The 16,322-nt window shown below is 63.7% G+C and carries 16 protein-coding genes; 4 read left to right on the top strand and 12 right to left on the bottom strand.

Going from position 1 to position 16,322, the window contains the following annotated elements; all coding sequences use genetic code 11:
* Positions 1 to 104 precede the first annotated feature (104 nt).
* The gene (locus tag ACN22W_RS18695; RefSeq protein WP_419688940.1) at positions 105 to 2,510 is read left to right on the top strand and encodes a patatin-like phospholipase family protein; all 2,406 of its coding nucleotides are present in this window, start codon (positions 105 to 107) and stop codon (positions 2,508 to 2,510) included.
* A gap of 51 nt (positions 2,511 to 2,561) precedes the next feature.
* Here ACN22W_RS18695 and ACN22W_RS18690 read toward each other — a convergent pair whose 3' ends face one another.
* Together ACN22W_RS18690 and ACN22W_RS18685 are read right to left on the bottom strand one after the other, a co-directional pair.
* Entirely contained in the window at positions 2,562 to 3,692 is a 1,131-nt protein-coding gene (locus ACN22W_RS18690; RefSeq protein WP_419688939.1) for an ATP-binding protein, read from the bottom strand.
* A gap of 64 nt (positions 3,693 to 3,756) precedes the next feature.
* Entirely contained in the window at positions 3,757 to 4,467 is a 711-nt protein-coding gene (locus ACN22W_RS18685; protein WP_048245782.1) for a response regulator, read from the bottom strand.
* Positions 4,468 to 4,686: 219 nt separating this feature from the next.
* On the opposite strand from ACN22W_RS18685, the gene ACN22W_RS18680 reads away from it, so the two are divergent.
* A complete protein-coding gene (locus ACN22W_RS18680) occupies positions 4,687 to 5,601 on the top strand; it encodes a glutaminase (protein ID WP_048245780.1) in 915 nt (304 codons plus the stop codon).
* Between the two features lie 134 nt (positions 5,602 to 5,735).
* On the opposite strand, the gene ACN22W_RS18675 is transcribed toward ACN22W_RS18680, so the two are convergent.
* From ACN22W_RS18675 to ACN22W_RS18645, 7 genes are all read right to left on the bottom strand, one after another.
* Complete coding sequence (locus tag ACN22W_RS18675; protein ID WP_419688938.1) at positions 5,736 to 6,149, bottom strand: DUF6678 family protein; 414 nt, start codon at positions 6,147 to 6,149, stop codon at positions 5,736 to 5,738.
* Between the two features lie 439 nt (positions 6,150 to 6,588).
* Positions 6,589 to 7,197, bottom strand: coding sequence for a hypothetical protein (locus tag ACN22W_RS18670; protein WP_419688937.1), 609 nt, complete (start codon positions 7,195 to 7,197; stop codon positions 6,589 to 6,591).
* A 248-nt stretch (positions 7,198 to 7,445) separates the two neighbouring features.
* Positions 7,446 to 8,225 (bottom strand): hypothetical protein, encoded by a 780-nt coding sequence (locus ACN22W_RS18665; RefSeq protein WP_419688936.1) that lies wholly within the window; start codon positions 8,223 to 8,225, stop codon positions 7,446 to 7,448.
* Between the two features lie 290 nt (positions 8,226 to 8,515).
* Complete coding sequence (locus tag ACN22W_RS18660; RefSeq protein WP_419688935.1) at positions 8,516 to 8,917, bottom strand: hypothetical protein; 402 nt, start codon at positions 8,915 to 8,917, stop codon at positions 8,516 to 8,518.
* Between the two features lie 349 nt (positions 8,918 to 9,266).
* Positions 9,267 to 9,683, bottom strand: coding sequence for an Imm70 family immunity protein (locus ACN22W_RS18655; RefSeq protein WP_419688934.1), 417 nt, complete (start codon positions 9,681 to 9,683; stop codon positions 9,267 to 9,269).
* Positions 9,683 to 9,940, bottom strand: coding sequence for a hypothetical protein (locus ACN22W_RS18650; RefSeq protein WP_419688933.1), 258 nt, complete (start codon positions 9,938 to 9,940; stop codon positions 9,683 to 9,685). The genes ACN22W_RS18655 and ACN22W_RS18650 overlap by 1 nt, the downstream gene beginning before the upstream one ends.
* A gap of 244 nt (positions 9,941 to 10,184) precedes the next feature.
* A complete protein-coding gene (locus ACN22W_RS18645; protein ID WP_419688932.1) occupies positions 10,185 to 10,568 on the bottom strand; it encodes a VOC family protein in 384 nt (127 codons plus the stop codon).
* A 185-nt stretch (positions 10,569 to 10,753) separates the two neighbouring features.
* On the opposite strand from ACN22W_RS18645, the gene ACN22W_RS18640 reads away from it, so the two are divergent.
* Positions 10,754 to 11,410, top strand: a complete 657-nt coding sequence (locus tag ACN22W_RS18640) for a cysteine hydrolase family protein (RefSeq protein ID WP_419688931.1) — start codon at positions 10,754 to 10,756, stop codon at positions 11,408 to 11,410.
* 180 nt (positions 11,411 to 11,590) lie between these two features.
* Positions 11,591 to 12,544, top strand: coding sequence for a fatty acid desaturase family protein (locus ACN22W_RS18635; protein ID WP_419688930.1), 954 nt, complete (start codon positions 11,591 to 11,593; stop codon positions 12,542 to 12,544).
* 33 nt (positions 12,545 to 12,577) lie between these two features.
* On the opposite strand, the gene ACN22W_RS18630 is transcribed toward ACN22W_RS18635, so the two are convergent.
* Genes ACN22W_RS18630 through ACN22W_RS18620 form a run of 3 tightly spaced genes read right to left on the bottom strand, consistent with a single transcriptional unit; the run spans position 12,578 to position 16,255 of the window.
* The gene (locus ACN22W_RS18630) at positions 12,578 to 13,705 is read right to left on the bottom strand and encodes a Rieske 2Fe-2S domain-containing protein (RefSeq protein WP_419688929.1); all 1,128 of its coding nucleotides are present in this window, start codon (positions 13,703 to 13,705) and stop codon (positions 12,578 to 12,580) included.
* A gap of 13 nt (positions 13,706 to 13,718) precedes the next feature.
* Positions 13,719 to 15,317 carry a GH3 family domain-containing protein gene (locus ACN22W_RS18625; RefSeq protein WP_419688928.1) on the bottom strand — a complete coding sequence of 533 codons (1,599 nt, stop codon included), beginning with the start codon at positions 15,315 to 15,317 and terminating at the stop codon, positions 13,719 to 13,721.
* A complete protein-coding gene (locus ACN22W_RS18620) occupies positions 15,317 to 16,255 on the bottom strand; it encodes a fatty acid desaturase (RefSeq protein ID WP_419688927.1) in 939 nt (312 codons plus the stop codon). Before ACN22W_RS18620 ends, ACN22W_RS18625 begins: the two co-directional genes overlap by 1 nt.
* Positions 16,256 to 16,322: the final 67 nt, after the last annotated feature.

Below are 16,322 nucleotides of genomic sequence, written 5' to 3'. Positions count from 1 at the left end.
CTACGCGACGGCCTCTCGCATTGCGCCTGTAAAACACGGTAATCTCTCGGTCTTGCCTGCTCCCGGCAGGCCTCAGACGCCCGATCACGCCAGATATTTCCACCATGACAGCGACCGTTTTCTTCCGCTGGGCGCGGGTGCGCCCGCTCTGCACGACGCTCGTCGCCTTCTGGTGCTGCACGGTCGCCGCGCAACCGCTGCCGGCCACCGCCACCGCGCCCGCCTCCGCTGCACCCGGCACGCCGGTAGTCGCAGCCGCCGCCGCCCCGACGCCCGCCGTCACGCACGATTGCACGGCCGACGGCGGCCCGGCCGGCCGCCCGTCGATCGGCCTCGTGCTGTCCGGCGGCGGCGCGCGCGGCTACGCGCACCTCGGCGTGCTGAAGGTACTCGAGGAAAACCGCATCCCGGTCGACTGCATCGCGGCCACCAGCATGGGCGCCGTGGTCGGCGGCCTGTACGCGAGCGGGATGGCCGCCGCCGACATGCAGAAGCGACTGTCGGAGGTCAACCTCGCGGATATCGCGTTCGACGTGGTCGAGCGCGCGGACTTGCCGCAAACCAGCCGGGAAGACGAGCGCCTGTACATCAACGGGCTGACGCTCGGCTTCGGCAAGAACGGCGTGAAGGCACCGGTCGGCCTCGTACAGGGCAACCGGCTGCAAGCGCTGCTCGCGAACTGGACGGCCGCCGTGCCGACCAACCAGCCGTTCAACCGCCTGCCGATCCCGTACCGCGCGGTCGCGACCGACCTGCAGACCGGCCAGATGGTCGTGCTCGACCACGGCTCGCTGCCGCTCGCGATCCGCGCGAGCATGGCGATGCCCGGCCTGTTCGCGCCGGCCGAGATCAATGACCGCGCGCTGGTGGACGGCGGCCTCGTCAGCAACCTGCCGGTCGACACCGCGCGGCAGATGGGCGCGAACGTCGTGATCGCCGTCGACATCGGCTCGCAGCTGCGCCCGCTCGATGCGCTCGCATCGCCCGCCGACGTGATGCAGCAGATGGTCGGCATCCTGATTCGTCAGAACGTATCGGCCCAGCGCCAGCAGATCACCGCGAACGACGTGCTGCTCACGCCCGCGCTCGGTTCGCTCGGCTTCACCGATTTCCAGAACGCGCGCCAGGCCATCTCCGCCGGCGAAGCGGCGGCAACCGCGGCGCTGCCGCGCCTGAAGCGCTACGCGCTCAGCCCCGAGGAATACGCCGCCTACCGCTCCGCGCACGCGCAGCCGCTGCCGCCGCCGGTCCGGATCACGCGCATCGACATCAAGACGAGCGGCGGCGTGCCGAAGCGCGTCGTCAGCGACGCGCTGCACGTGAAGCCCGGCGATCTCTACGATCCGCAGACCGTCAGCCAGGATCTGCTCGGGCTGACGACGGGCGGCAACTTCGAGAGCGTCACCCAGCAGGTCGTGAGCCACGGCGACGACAACGTGCTCGAGATCAACGCGCGGGAAAAATACTGGGGACCGAACTTCCTGCTGTTCGGCCTGGGCATGTCGAGCAGTTCGACCGACGAGGGCGGCTTCCGCCTGCATGTCGGCTACCGGCGGCCGTGGCTCACCGAATCGGGCCTCGAGTTCCGCGCGGACACGACGATCGGCAGCGACCTGCAGTCGGCGCGCGTCGAATTGCGCCAGCCGCTGTCGATGGCGTACGGCGTCTACATCTCGCCCTACGCCGAATACCAGCGCCGCTACGCGAACCTGTACGACTCCACCGGCGACGTGAAGATGACGCAGTACCTGATGCAGACGGCGCGCGCCGGGATCGATTTCGGCCTGCCGATCGCGCGGCTCGGCGATTTCCGGATCGGTCTCGGTTACGTGACCGGCCACGGCACGCCGACCTACAACCTGCCGTTCGACGACGGCACCGGCCAGACGCTGCTGTGGCCCAGCTTCACGTCGCAGGCGCTGGTTGCGCGCGCGCGCCTCGTCATCGACCAGCTCGACGATCCGATGTTCCCGCGCAAGGGCTACTACACCGAACTGCGCGTCGAACGCTCGCTGGTATCGCGCAACGGCGAATCGGCGCAGGACTTCGCCGACGGGGTCACCGACGCGCCGTACACCGAAATCTACGGCAAGGCGATGATCGCGCAGCAGTTCGGCCGGCACAGCTTCAGCGCGACGATCGAAGGCGGCAAGAGTATCGGCGGCACCAACCTGATCAACGCGTTCAACTTCACGCTCGGCGGCTTCCAGCATTTGTCGGCCTATGCGGCCGACCAGTTGAACGGCAATGAGCTCGCGTACGGACAGGTCACCTACATGAATCAGTTGATGACGTTCAATGCGTCGCCGATCAAGGCGCTGTCGATCGGCGCCAGCGCGGAGGTCGGCAATGTCTGGTCGAGCGGCGTGAAGGTCGGTGGCGGTACGCTCAAGCAGAGCTATACGTTCTTCACGAGCCTGTCGACCGCATTCGGCCCGTTGTATATGGGTATCGCGCTCGCACCGGGCGGGCGGCGCAACATCTACCTGCAGCTCGGGCGCACTTACTGAGCGCGCGCGACCTTCGTTGCTGCCGAGGCTTCGGCCTCGTGCAGCGACTCGCTAGACCGGCCAGCTGATCTCGAAGCGCGCGCCGCCAAGCTCGACCGGATCGACGACCGCGATCCGGCCGTTGTGCGCATGGAGCACCTGCCGCGTGATCGACAGGCCGAGCCCGTAGCCGCCGGTGCGGCGGTCGAGGCGCACGAACGCGTCGAAGATCCGTTCGCGCTCCTGCTCCGGCACGCCGGGGCCGTCGTCCTCGACGAAGATCCCGATGTTGCCGTGCACGAGCGAGATCCCGACGACGATCCGCGATTGCGCATACTTGCTCGCGTTGCGCAGGAGGTTGCGCATCGCGTACGACATCAGCCGCCGGTCCATCTTCACGCGCAAGTCCGACTCGAGCGCGATGCGCGCCTCGATCGTGCGCTCCGGATACAGCAGCTGCGCGTCCTTGATCTGGTGTTCGAACCACGCGACGGGCGCGGTCATCTCGAGGTTTGACTGCAGCGAACTGTATTCGAGCCGCGCGAACGTGAGGCTCATGTCGATCAGTTCCTCGAGCTCGGTCACGTCCTGCGCGATGCTCTCGAGCGCACCCTGGTATTCGGCCGCGGAAGCCGGCTCGCGCAGCATCTCCAGCGCGAAGCGCACGCGCGCGAGCGGCGTGCGCAATTCGTGCGAAATGCCGTTGGTGAGATCGCGCTGCGCGGCGATCAGCCGCTCCATGCGCATCGCGAGCGCGTTCAACGTGCGCGCCAGCGGGCCGATGATCACGCTGTGCGATTCGCGTGCACGCGTGTTGAAGCGGCCGCCCGTGAAGTCGATCGCGCGTTCGCGCACCATCACGAGATCCGACCAGACGGGCCGCATCCACCGATAGGCCGCGAGCGCGGGCGCGGCGAGCACGAACGCGATCACGATCCAGATGTCGCCCGGCAGCGAGTCGAACGAATGCCACACGACCTGCGGCGACAATTCGACGCACAGCGCGAGCGCCGGCACGAGCGCGGTCAACAGCACGAGGCCGAGCAGATGCAGGTAGGTGCGCACATAAAGGCGCGACCAGCTCGGGATGCGGTCGGCGCGCGTATCGGTCCACGCACGGCGGAAATGCAGCCAGCGCCATTTGACGTAGCGCAGCGTCGGCAGCGGCGGTGCATCGGGGTGCGAACGGGTTCGTCGGATCATCGTGGTTCCCGTCTAGCGGGCGGAATGCCCGCGCGGGACGTGACGGCGTCGCACAAAGGCGGCGTCATTCCCACGCGTGTTTGCTGAATTGATAACCCTTGCTGCGGATCGTCTTGATCCGCTGCGGGTTGCTCGCGTCGTCGCGCAGCTTGCGGCGCAGCTTCGAAATGCGCCCGTCGATCGTGCGGTCGAGGCCGTCGAATTCGACGCCGCGCAACTGCAGCATCAGGTCGTCGCGACTGACGACCTCGCCCGCATGGCACACGAGCGCCCACAGCAGGTCGAATTCGGCCGACGTCAGATCGGGCGTGCTGCCGTCGGGCAGCACGACGGTGCGGTCGGTGCGGTCGATCGAGAACTTGCCGAACGCGTAGCGTTCGGGTTGCTGCGCGTTGCTCTCGGTCGTGCGCACGGGTGCGCGGCGCAGCTGCGCCTTGATCCGTGCGAGCAGGATGCGCGGCTCGACCGGCTTGTGCACGTAGTCGTCCGCGCCGAACTCGAGGCCGAGCAGCTCGTCGAACGGCTCGTCGCGCGCCGTCACCATGATGATCACGCCGTCGTACTGCTTGCGCGCCTCGCGGCAGATCTCGAAGCCGTCCTTGCCCGGCAGGTTCACGTCGAGAATGACGAGATCGGGGCGAATGGACAGGATCGCCGGCACCGCGGCGTCACCGTGCAGCACAGTGTCGACTTCATAGTCGTTCTTGCGCAGGTAGCCGGCGATCAGCGTGGACAGGCGGGTGTCGTCTTCGACGAGCAGGATGCGAAAAGGCATGGGCAGCGGTCGGTTCATCGGGGAAGCCACGGCGGCGCCGGCTGGTGCCGGGCACCGGCCATCGGCCGAAACGTACCGCATGATACTGCGCCTGCCGCTCGTCCGTTTGCCGGTCTCAAAAATAAGGGCGCGATGCCGGGCGCGCTTGACGAATCGGCGCCGAAACGGTTCCATACGGGCTCGCCGGAATCCGGGCCGCGCACCTACCCGCCTGATGTTATGAATTACCAGACGATCCTCGAACGCATCCACACCGAACTCGCCCCCTGGATTGGCCAGGGGCGGGTCGCCGACTACATTCCCGAGCTCGCGAAAGTGCCCGCCGACAAGTTCGGGATGGCCGTCGTGACACTCGACGGACATGTTTACACGGTCGGCGACGCGCACGAGCGTTTTTCGATCCAGAGCATCTCGAAGCTGTTCGCGTGCACGCTCGCGTTCCAGATGCTGGGCGACGCACTGTGGGAACGGGTCGGCCGCGAACCATCCGGCAACGCATTCAATTCGCTGGTCCAGCTCGAAAGCGAGCGCGGCAAGCCGCGCAATCCGTTCATCAACGCCGGCGCGCTCGTCGTCACCGACGTGCTGTGCCGCCGCTTCGTGAAGGCCGAGACGGCACTCGTCGAATTCGTGCGGCGGCTGATCGGCACCACCGACATCGACTACGATTCGCGCGTCGCGCTGTCGGAGCTGCAGCACGCGGAACGCAACCGCGCGATGGCGCACTTCATGGCGAGCTTCGGCAACATGCAGATGCCGCCCGACACGGTGATCGATGCGTATTGCCGCCAGTGCGCGATCACGATGAACTGCGTCGAGCTCGCGCGCGCCGCGCTGTTTCTTGCGAACGGTGGCGTCGCGCCGGCGACGGGCGAGCGGGTGGTCGATTCGAGTTCCGCGAAGCGGTTGTCGGCGCTGATGTTGACTTGCGGTACGTATGATGCGGCGGGGGATTTCGTGTATCGGGTCGGGTTACCGGCGAAAAGCGGCGTCGGTGGCGGGATCGTTGCGGTGCTGCCTGGTGAGATGGCCGTGTGTGTTTGGGCGCCAGGGCTCGATGCGAATGGGAACTCGCTGGCGGGGACGCTGGCGTTGGAGTGGTTGACGACTTATACGGGGAGGTCGATTTTTTGAGGGGGTGAAGCAAGGCGCTCAAGTCCCCAGCACGGTCTTGCCCGAGAAATTTTTACCAAGTCGGACGAGCAAGCTCGAGCCGCCGAAAATTCTCGCACTCCGATCTGCATCGCTTCTGACTGGCGCCGAGTCGGTCAGAGCAATGCTTTTGGCGGAAAATCTTCATAAGACTTCGGGGCATAACCCCAGACTCTGGCAACGTCACCTCTCGCCTCAAATTCGAAGCCTATTTCCGCGAGCTTACTCAAAACAAGCACTGAGTGATCGATGACCTCGTGCCTGAGCGAAGCCTGCTCATGTAACCCGATATCAATCCATTCGACTCCCACGAATGGAAACGGCAGGTGGTAGAACCACTCGACATCCCACCCCGACACATGGCCGTTGACCCATTTTGAACGGTAGGAAGGTCGCCATCCGTCCAGACCGCGCATGAAAGAAATCAGTTCGTTCCATTTTGTGTCATTGGCCAGTGCCCCGGCAAACTTGTTGCGCACCTGGGATAGAATTTTTGCCTTGTCGATACCGCGTGGCACGGCATCAGCCATAGGAAGCTCCGACTGCATGTACTCACCTGTTTCAGTCACGCGGGATGCGATGCGCTTTCGCATAATTGTCAACGATCCAAGCACGGAGGTCGAGTGACCGAAACTGGCCGATATCGGACCGCCAGCCGTTGTCTAGTTCGTGGGAAACACCAGCCCCACTCCACATTCGTCGCACAAGAAACCCTCCTCGGGAGCATTGTGCGGAGTTCCTTCTGTTGACCAGTAGCGCAACGAGGGCACCTCACGCTGTATGTCATCGCGCAGCGCCGGCACCAAGACATCGCGCATATGTACGACTTGGTGAACCTTGGTCCACCCCTCCGTAATTTGTCGCACTGGGTTTCCGGCACCAACGGCGATTTGCACAGCGCGCTCAATATATGGTGACTTGATTGTCATTTCGCAATTACAGCGTCTGCCCAGCATCCTCTCTCGCGGGCTATCGCGCTTTGAGCGATACGCCTTCGGGGAGTGGGCCCGAGGTGAGAACGGCGCTCATGAGCTGAGCATCCTCCACTGACGTTGCAGAAATTCCGATGTCACGATGCAACGGACCAGCGACTCGTAACCGTGCAATGGCCCGCCCATCCCATTGCACGACGACTAAGCCCCCCGCTGCGTTAGCTGTACGTGTCGCCACGCGCTGCGCCGCAGAATCAGTCAATCGAATCGCAACCTCTGAACTCGCCAAGAATCCTGATTTTTCAACATCCTTTTCGGTTATCAATGGCTCCGCAGGAGCTACTTCAAGTGTGATGCGAAGCTTGCCCTTCGTTTGTGTCAACGTATCCAGTTGTTTTGAGCTTGGCCGCCATCCAGTGAAGCGAATTGAAACCAGGTTGCCGTTTACCTGTGCGCTCACTGAATCAAAGAGACTCGGCTTGATTTCCTTGAATCGCCTCTCGACAATACGTGCGACCCGAGCGGTGCCGTCTGCATCCGTACCACTAACCTCCCAACTCTGCTGTGACTCCAACCCGGAAGCTGCCCCCGCAAGAAGCAGGAGAAATGTAAAGACCGCAGTCGCCTTCTTCCAAGAAGTTCTCATTGTTTTCCTGACTCCGATGGTTCACGAAATTTGTTCATTGGTTAAGAGGAGAAACACCATCCAGGCTATCGAATGGCTGCTTTTGGCCGGTAGCCGTCGGCCGCGATCGGCGCTTCCCGACCCGAAGCGGTCTTTCACACGCGCCGAAAGTGGCCGCTCATATCATCAACCGCCCATTGCGAACTACCGCGATCGCTCTCATTTCGTACCAGTAGCCAGTATTGCAGTTTTCGGTCAAGCAGAGATGGCTATTTCGACAGGCCAAACTTTGAAGCGACTCTGGACCAAACCCCACGTTTCTTAGGTGCGACAATAGCTTCTTCTGAAGTGGCTACCGAATGTCCGACGCCGCCCGCTTCTTGAGGACGAGTCGGCGTGGAATTCTCAACCAATTTCGGTTCCAATCTAAAGAACCTGGAATTCAATTGCGCGTTCATATCCCACGGGCAGACACCGAAATTATTAACTAGCGCTTCGTAAAGCATCCGTGAAGTCAGCGAAAACTCAGTCACCTGGAGATTCTCGTCTGGGAGATAGTAGATACGGACAAAGTCTTCCGGGGGCGAGTCTTCGTCCTCTTCGAGGTATGACGGCGCAGTTAGCCAACGAGCTTCGAACTCCTTGGGTAGTCCGTGCTCCCGAAGGGGAGCGCGACCGGGGGACGCAATTGTCTCCAAGCGGGATCGCGTTCTGACGCCGTTTTCGATAAACACGTAGCCGTAGCTGCCGCCCGAATCGTAGTTGCAGAATCCCAGGATGAGCTTCGGCCGATTCAGCGTAGCGAAGATATGACTCGTGTCCGCTTCCTGATTATCCAGAATGTCCCACACAAGTTCGTTGTTGTAGACAAAGCATGTGTCCTGAAAGAACTCCACTATGACGTCTGACGGATTGCGGATATCGAACTCCCACTGATTCGGTCGCGCAATTTCTCGACACGGGCACTTGAAAAGCTCAGACACGAGTTCATTGATAGGCCGGTCGATATCTTTAGAACGAAATGCGATTCCCGCAACAGCGACACCCATAGAGCAGCCTCGAAAAATTGATTTTTGATATTGTCCGGTCTATCCGATTTGGTCGCGCTCCGTCTCGCTTGAAACCCGGACGATCATGGTTCGATATTAGCCGAGTGCCAGCTCGCAGAGGGGGATGTCAACTGCTGAGTGACGAAATCGGGCGTCCGCTTCTGGCCGCGCCCTGACGCCGAGCTTGAAACGGTCGCGAGTTCCCGCTGTCCATGCGCTTCATGCAGCGTAGCCACACCGGGGAGCCTCTTTCCGTTTAGCCCGGTGGGTTCAAAAAGTCAGAGGAGAAGCTATCCGAAAACCCGAGCCCATACCGCCCGAAGCCGTCGCGCGCGGTCTTCGAAGAGATATGAGGCCGCCAGCGTCAAGAGACCTGAAATTGCCCCCGTCAAGAAGTGCTCGACATAGGGGATACGGTAGTGACTCGTGTGCGAGTAGGCGTCGCCCAACGTCGTCAGGGCGCCAACGACCAGCGCATTGCCGTATCGATGCGCGTAGAGTTTCGCCGCAGGCGTGAAAGTCAAAAGTACAGCCAGGAGTCCAGTAAGCAGACCTGTATGAAATGCGATGGTCCAGTGGGCAAAGCTCATGATATTGCCCCAGCTCCCCGGCATGCAGGTCATGCACGCACTGGTCGGCTGCCAGAAACGCTGGATAAACAGTCTGACGCGGTGCTTCCACTCGGTTGACATGATGCCTTCCCATCAATGCCGTCGTCACGGCCGACGCCACCACACGTATCGTTGAAGCCGTTTCCAAACCCTTTAACGAGCTTGCCGCCCTCGTCACGGATGGGTTGGCTGTGCGCCGCAGAGGCCGAGCGATAACTTGGACATCGGGGAATACTACTCCACGATTGGACGGCCGCTGTTTCGACCGGGACCGGAATTCGACTCTTGCGTCCATCGGTGCGGTGCCGTCCATGAAGCGCATCGAACGATGCGCTTCCGCGCGAAGTCGACGTCCGGCATCGACCCGTGACTGCCTTTCGCGCTCCCTCAAACCGGTCATTCAGTAAGCGAGCGGCGCCTCACGTTCAGCTCATTGAAAGAGAATGGCCGCATTCGTCTGAACACTAAGCGTGGCCAACCCACGTAAACGTTGAATGAGTGGTTCACCGTCAACGTCGAAGAAGCAATCCAGCAGACTTTTCGGATCGATGCCCGTTGTTCTCGCCACATCCTCTTTCCAATCCGCGTTAAGCGCAATCGCAGGGGCGTTGGCGAACGCGGTCTGGATAAGATCAAGTTCAGCCAAGAGCAGAGATGCTTCTTCCGGACTCCATTGACCGTCACAGTCCGAGTGGCTAACTAGAACAGGGCAGCGTGTAGCGAAACACCCGCTCTCCACCAAATCGATAACGGTATTGCGAAGGAAATTGAAGTCCGCGTACGAGCCGACTTCAACACCATCAACCTCCTCGCCACCATCATCAAACACACATAGATAGAGACCCATCAGAAATCCTCCCGAACGACTGATTTTTTATACAACCTCATCAGTTCTTCGAGCGATTCGTGGAAAACGCAGCCCTTTGGTACGCGAATGATGAGTTGCTTCTTGCCCTCGACGGCCATCAAGGCAAGTAGTCGGACTTGATAGGTTGCTCGGAGAGCGGACACGTTTTTTATCAGATACATCCTGTTAAATTTTTGCGCGTCGGGCATGGTCCCGCGAGCAACCTGATGACTGGTGTACCTTCTTTTGAGTTCCATGTCAGCCTCCATACTGGAAAATGCTGCGGATGATTGTCGACGACCCAAGCTTCGATATCGAACGGCGGTTCCTGGCCGCTAGCGACCGCTCGCCGGCCGGGATGCCATCAACCCTCCCTCTGCTCCGCCATCTCAGGGACATCGTGGACAACGACGTCGAGATAGCAAACCGTGCTTTCCAACTTCGAATGGCGACACTGACAAGACGCGACCGCGTCCATCACCGAATACACCAAGCAGTCATTCAGCCTGCGCAAAAATTCAACTCGACACCATTACCAACCGGGTCGCTGAAGAATATCTGGACCTGGCCCGTAAGCGGAACGTACTCACGCGTATATGCGACTTTGGCTTCGATCAAATGAAGCGTCATGTCCTCGACGTCCGCACATGAAAAAGCGACGTGATCGAACGTATTGACCGTATGCGACGGGCGAGATTCGTCCGGTCGCGCCTCCGTCAGATGCAGCACGTCGTTCGTGCCGGCGTACAACCAGTACCCGAAGCTCTTGAACGGCGGGCGATACCCTTCCCGCAGGCCGACGATGTTCACGTAGAAGTCCCGGAGCACGTCGAGCGTCGACCGATCCGCGCGAAGGTTGTAGTGATTGAATCCGGTAATCGGCATGAAATATTGCTCGCGTCGTTACACCCTGGAATAAGATCGCTTCTCACCGGGCGTTGGTTGGCACCCCGGGAATTGCACGCCAGTATATTCCCGGCGTGCGGCGATGTGATGCCGACGCGATTGACCACGCATACGAACAGATCGATTTTCCGAACTACCGAACCGACTACGAGAGAACGTCATTCATGAATCAGGAAAACGTATCGCATATCTCGATGGCAACCCGCACCAACACAGGCGACAACGGCAACACACACGCTGAAAGCACGGCGCCCCGGATTCCGGCCATCGAACCATCGAAAACCGCGTTGCTCGTCATGCATTACCAGACCGACATCCTCGGACTCTTTCCGTCGGTCGCGCCCGAGTTGCTCGCCAATACGCGCCGGCTATGCGACGCGGCGCGGGCCGGCGGCGTCGGCGTCTGGTTCGCCAATCTCCGGTTCAGCCCCGGTTATCCGGAAGTCAGCCCGCGCAACAAGAATGGGCAAGGCATCAAGCAGCTCGGCCTCTTCATCGACGACGGCCCGTCGCCGGAACTGGGCCGGCAGGCCGACGAGCCGCTGATCGTCGCGCACCGCGCCAGCGTGTTCTTCGGCACCGATCTGCAGGCCCGGCTGGTCGCGCAAGGCGTCGATTCGCTGATCATGGTCGGCATCGCGTCGACCGGCGTGATGCTGTCGTCGATCGGCTACGCGAGCGACGCGGACTTCCGCCTGTATACGGTCAAGGACTGCTGCTACGACCCGGACCCGGTGGTCCACGAGCACCTGTTTTCCACCGCGTTCGAATCGCGCACGACGGTACTGTCGCTCGCGGACGCGTTGCGGCTGCTCGGGTAACGAACCCGCAGCCTCGCCCGGAACCGCCCGCGCAAAAACGGCTTACCGGGCGGTTCCGATGCCCGCCGGAATGAGATCGGGCCGGCCAGGAACTGCTCGCGCTCGTCGCCCGAAACCGGTGTATATTGCCGACCGATATGCCTGCATGCGCGCCGTCGACGGCGCGCCCGACCTCACCGAATGCCCAGCCCATCCGCCCTGCCGACGCCTGCCGAATTGAACCGCACGCTACCGTTCGCGGCCGGCGCGCGGCCGTGGCGGCTCGTGCGTTATGCGTGCGTCGACTGGCTCGGCATCCTGCTGTGCTGGGCCGCGATCCGCTTCGTGCCGAATCCGTTCGTCTATGTCGCCGCCGTGCTGCTGATCGCGGGCCGGCTGCAGGCTTTCGGCGTGATCCTGCACGACGCGTGCCATATTCCCGCGCGGCGCATGACGCTGCCGCTCGCGCTCGTCGAGGCGCTCGCCGGCTGGACGATCGGCTCGTCGATCGCCGCGATGCGCTATCACCACCTGCGCCATCACCGCGCGGTCGGCACCGCCGAAGATCCGTACCTGCACCGGCTGGCCGCACGCGGCGGCTGGGTGCAACGCGCGATGATGCTGCGCGGCGCGCTGCTGCCGGTCTGGTGGCCGCTGCGTGCGCTGATGGCGCCGCTCGCGCTCGCATGGCCCGCGTTCCGGCCGTGGTACGCACGCGGCTTCATGCAGGACCGCTCACGCCAGGATCTGCGCCGTCACCCCGAAGTCATCGCGTGCGCCCGCGCCGACCTGCCGCATTGCGCGGGTTATCTGCTCGCGATCGCCGCCGTCGTGCACTGGGATCTGCCGTTCTTCACGTACTACGGACTGCCGTGGATCGTCGGCGGCATCATGAATGCGAACCGCGTGCTGCTCGAACACGACCACGTCGAGATCGACGAACGCTCGCCGGAATCGATCTGGCGGATGACGCGCACGATGACGTTCGGCTGGATCGGCAAGCTCGTGCTGTATCCGCGCAACATCGGCTATCACCAGGTGCATCACGCGTATCCGGCGCTCGCGCTCGAGCACCTGCCGGCCGTGCACCGCCATCTGACGGACGGCATCGCGTTCGCTCCGCCCCGGCCGGACCCGGCCAACCCCGCGCATTAGACGTCCCTCATCGCGCGGCCACGTATGCCGCGCCTACAGTTCGAACCGCATCACTTTCTCGCCGCACTGCTCGGCCGGCAGCGGCTCGCCGCGCTTCACCGCGTCGAGCAGCCGGTCGATCGCGACATGCACGATGTCGGCGCGTACGTTGTGCGGGCGGAACCCCGGCGCGTTGTCGAGGCCCTGCCGATGCGCGCGCATGATCCGCACGTCCTGCTGAATCACGAGGTGCGTATACAGGTTCAGCAGCGGCCGCAGCGCGCGCAGCATCCAGCGCGGCAGCCGGAAGCGATACGCAATGTAGGTGTAGACGCGCGAGCGGCGCGCATCGATCGGCGTGATCTGGCTGACGATCAGGAACCCGGAACGCTCGCCCCACAGGTAATCGCAGCGCGTCACGTTCGGCGCGATGAAACGGTCGACGTGCGCGAGCGGCACGCGATCGGGGTTCGTGAGCCAGTCGAGGCAAAAGCCGATCTTGTCGTCGCCGTCGTGGTAGGTGACGGCGACGCTGTCCGGCGTCGCCGCGACGGTCGCTTCCATCGCCTGGCCGCGGCTGCTGCGGAAAATCCCGTCGTGCACGAATACCGTATGCGGTACGTCCATGAAGTTCTGCGCGAGCATCGCGATGTCGCCGTCGAACGTGTTGACCATGTAGTACGACTGCCACGGCGCGGCGTCGCGGAACGGCATCCGGAAGATCGCGCGCGCCGACGGGTCGCCGGCGCCGAGATACACCCACACGAGCCCGTCGAGCAGTTGCACGGGCAACGTGCGCTGCCGGAACGGATAACGACCGGGCGTGCCGGTCGACCGCGTGCCGTCGATGCTCGGCACATGGACGACCTGCCCTTCGCCATCGTAGCGCCAGCCGTGATACGGACAGACGAGCGCATCGCCGTCGACCTTGCCGGCCGACAGGCGCGTGCCGCGATGCACGCACTGGTCAATCAGCGCGGCGATCCGGCCGTCGCGCTGCCGGAACAGCACGATGCCGGTATCGAGAATCCGGACGCCGAGCGGCTTGTCGCGCGGAAGTTCGCGTTCGGTGCACGCGACGAACCATTGCTCGTGCAGGCCGTCGGCCGGCGGCACGGGTTCGTGCGCAGGCGCCGCGTCGCGCGACGGGCAATCCTGCCCGCATCCACGGGGTTCGGTCATGTCGTTCATTGGATCATTCATCCGTCATCGCGAGCAGCGCGTCGGCCACCGGCAGCCGCGTCACGAGCACGCACGGCTTCACGTCGCCCGCACGGATACCGGCTCGTTCGGCCGCATGCTGCAGCAAGTCGCCGAGCCGCGCGTGCGATCCACCCAGGTGTCGCACGCGCAGCGGACCGAGCTGGCCGATGCGGCGCGCATGCGCGTAATGGAACGCCTGCGCCAGCGCCGCTTCGACGGCCGCGCATAGCGCGTCGGCTGCGTCATCGCCAATCTCGCCTGCGACGCACAGCACATAGTGCGGCAGCGCTTCCCGCGCGGCGCACGGCACGATGCATGCACCGACTTCGCCGTGCTGCGCGCGTGCCTCATTCAGCGCATCGGCCGCAATCTGCTCGTCGAGCTTCTCGCCGACGAGATCGACGCTCGCCGCCGCGCGTCCGACGAACGCAATGCGCGGCGTGCGCGCGGTCATGCCAACCACGCGGACGCGATCGCCGAGCGCATAGCGCATGAGCCCGCCGCCCGTGGTCAGCAGAACCTGTGCTTCGTCGCCGGGTTGCAACCCTTCGGCGTCGCACACGCTGCCGTCGTCGCGCACGAATTCAAGGTAGTGGCTGCCGATCGCGAGCGGGCAGCCGTCGCCCGCGCCGAACGGAATGCTGGCGACGCCTTCGGTCGCGAACAGCCCCTTCGGCAGCCATTGCACACCCGGGAATCGCGTACGCAACGCATCGGCGTAGTGCTGGCTCGGGCCGTCCAGCCAGCAGCTCACGGCAGCCAGACGCGGCCACAGCGCGCGGCAATCGCCATCCGCGATCGCTCGGCGCAGCGCCGCGCGACGCTCGGCCGGCAACGACGCATCGACCCATGCAAGGTCGCGCGCGCCGTCGGCATCGTCGCGATCGAATAGCGGACGCAGCACGCTCGTCAGGAACGTCGGGCTCCACACGCTGATGAACGCGAGCGTTTCGTCGGCGACCAGCGCGCGCAGCGTCTCGCGCCGCCACGTCGACACGTCGCCGGTCAGCGGCGGCACCAGCAGCTTCGACGCGAGCGCGGCCGCGCTGCTGTCGCCGAGGTAATCGAGATCGCTCGCCGAGCCGACCGGAATACCGTTCGGTGCAACGCCGGGCGCCTGCAGCGGCGGCGACATCGACCAGTACGCGCGCCCTTCCCCGAGCGCCGGGCACGCGCGATGCATGTCGGCCAGCCATACGATCATCGCGGCCTGCAGCTCGCGCAGGAACGCGGGCGTGTACGGAATCAGCTTCTGGCGCGCGGTGCTGCCGCTCGTCCGTTCGAGGAACACCGGACGCTCGGCGGTCAGCACCGGTTCCGAGTCGTGCGACACACGTTCGAGCCACGGCAGGAAATCGAAGGCCGCATGCACGGGCACACGCTCACGGAACTGCGCGGGGCTGCCGATCCGGTCGAAGCCGAAGCGGCGTCCGAACGCCGTATTGCGGTTTGCCGCGAGCAGCGCCATCAGCCGTTGCGCCTGCGCTTCACCCGGCGCTTCGAGGCTCGCCAGCCAGCGGTCGACGTCCGGCTGCGCGGCGCGCGCGAACGTGCGCCATGCGTCGGCCGGGCTGCGGGCGGAGGCGTCCATCAGAAATAGGTCTTGTCGAGTTGCGCGAGATCGTCGGGCAGCCGGCGCGGCGGCGCGAAGATCGTGAGCCAGCCGTACCACAGCGGTCGCGTCTCGCGCTGGTCCGACGCCGCATGCATGTCCTGCCAGCGCAACGCGGGCCGGCGATGGTGCGTCAGGTTGTAGTTGAAGTTCAGCAACAGCCAGCGCACGGGTGTCGGCGCGCGCATGTTGTACGTGCCTTCGACGACGTCGAGCGGCGTGCGCATGTGGTACACCCACTGCAGCGACGACCACGAGAACGCGAACGCAACATACGCGACCAGCACCGCCGACGCCGACCAGTCGAGCAGCCAGCCGGCCAGCAGCCACGCGCCGACGGAAGCCAGCGTTTCGTAGCGAATGCGGCGGAAGTCGGCCGTCGTGAATTCCTTGAAGGCGGCCGCGTAGGTGTTGTCGTCGCCGCGCGCGGCAAGCCGCTGCATCGTGCGGCCGGGCACCAGCGCGAGCACGAAGCTGCCGACGAAACTGCCGAGCCAGATGCCGCCGAGGATCGCCGCGTAGTATTCGATGCGCTTGCGCAGCAGCGATTCGTCCGCTGTCGCGAAATCGGCGCGCTCGGCGCGCGTACGATTGCGCACGTGATGGCCGAGATGGTTCACGTGAATCAGCGTCGCAGCCGCGCCGAACATCGTGGAAGCCCACCACATCATCATATAATTCGCGATCGGCCGGCGATGCCCGAACCCGTGAAAGGTTTCGTGCATCATCGAGAACACGCCCTGCATCACGAGGCAGAACGGGATGAGCACGAGCCACTTGATCGCGCCGGCACTCGTATGCGAGAGCCAGGTGAGCGTGCCGGCCCACACCATGCTCTGCAGCGCGAGCACCAGCAGGTTCGCGCGATCGTAACGTCGGGTCTGCGCCGCAGCGGCCTGCGCGCTCGGTCGGTTCATGGCTCGGAATGGCGGTTGTTTGCACGGGAGGATACATCAGATGCGTCAGCCGCCGATAACGGCCCGC

Source organism: Burkholderia theae (genome assembly GCF_048565265.1).
In the GTDB taxonomy this organism is placed as follows: domain Bacteria; phylum Pseudomonadota; class Gammaproteobacteria; order Burkholderiales; family Burkholderiaceae; genus Burkholderia; species Burkholderia theae.
The sequence above is the reverse complement of the archived record's forward strand: the minus strand, read 5'-3'. Positions and strand labels throughout refer to the sequence as shown.

Excerpts from the sequence above, each read along its gene's own strand:
- ACN22W_RS18695 (WP_419688940.1), top strand. The coding sequence starts at position 105 with ATGACAGCGACCGTTTTCTTCCGCTGGGCGCGGGTGCGCCCGCTCTGC.
- ACN22W_RS18690 (WP_419688939.1), bottom strand. The coding sequence starts at position 3,692 with ATGATCCGACGAACCCGTTCGCACCCCGATGCACCGCCGCTGCCGACG.
- ACN22W_RS18685 (WP_048245782.1), bottom strand. The coding sequence starts at position 4,467 with ATGCCTTTTCGCATCCTGCTCGTCGAAGACGACACCCGCCTGTCCACG.
- ACN22W_RS18680 (WP_048245780.1), top strand. The coding sequence starts at position 4,687 with ATGAATTACCAGACGATCCTCGAACGCATCCACACCGAACTCGCCCCC.
- ACN22W_RS18675 (WP_419688938.1), bottom strand. The coding sequence starts at position 6,149 with ATGGCTGATGCCGTGCCACGCGGTATCGACAAGGCAAAAATTCTATCC.
- ACN22W_RS18670 (WP_419688937.1), bottom strand. The coding sequence starts at position 7,197 with ATGAGAACTTCTTGGAAGAAGGCGACTGCGGTCTTTACATTTCTCCTG.
- ACN22W_RS18665 (WP_419688936.1), bottom strand. The coding sequence starts at position 8,225 with ATGGGTGTCGCTGTTGCGGGAATCGCATTTCGTTCTAAAGATATCGAC.
- ACN22W_RS18660 (WP_419688935.1), bottom strand. The coding sequence starts at position 8,917 with ATGTCAACCGAGTGGAAGCACCGCGTCAGACTGTTTATCCAGCGTTTC.
- ACN22W_RS18655 (WP_419688934.1), bottom strand. The coding sequence starts at position 9,683 with ATGGGTCTCTATCTATGTGTGTTTGATGATGGTGGCGAGGAGGTTGAT.
- ACN22W_RS18650 (WP_419688933.1), bottom strand. The coding sequence starts at position 9,940 with ATGGAACTCAAAAGAAGGTACACCAGTCATCAGGTTGCTCGCGGGACC.
- ACN22W_RS18645 (WP_419688932.1), bottom strand. The coding sequence starts at position 10,568 with ATGCCGATTACCGGATTCAATCACTACAACCTTCGCGCGGATCGGTCG.
- ACN22W_RS18640 (WP_419688931.1), top strand. The coding sequence starts at position 10,754 with ATGAATCAGGAAAACGTATCGCATATCTCGATGGCAACCCGCACCAAC.
- ACN22W_RS18635 (WP_419688930.1), top strand. The coding sequence starts at position 11,591 with ATGCCCAGCCCATCCGCCCTGCCGACGCCTGCCGAATTGAACCGCACG.
- ACN22W_RS18630 (WP_419688929.1), bottom strand. The coding sequence starts at position 13,705 with ATGACCGAACCCCGTGGATGCGGGCAGGATTGCCCGTCGCGCGACGCG.
- ACN22W_RS18625 (WP_419688928.1), bottom strand. The coding sequence starts at position 15,317 with ATGGACGCCTCCGCCCGCAGCCCGGCCGACGCATGGCGCACGTTCGCG.
- ACN22W_RS18620 (WP_419688927.1), bottom strand. The coding sequence starts at position 16,255 with ATGAACCGACCGAGCGCGCAGGCCGCTGCGGCGCAGACCCGACGTTAC.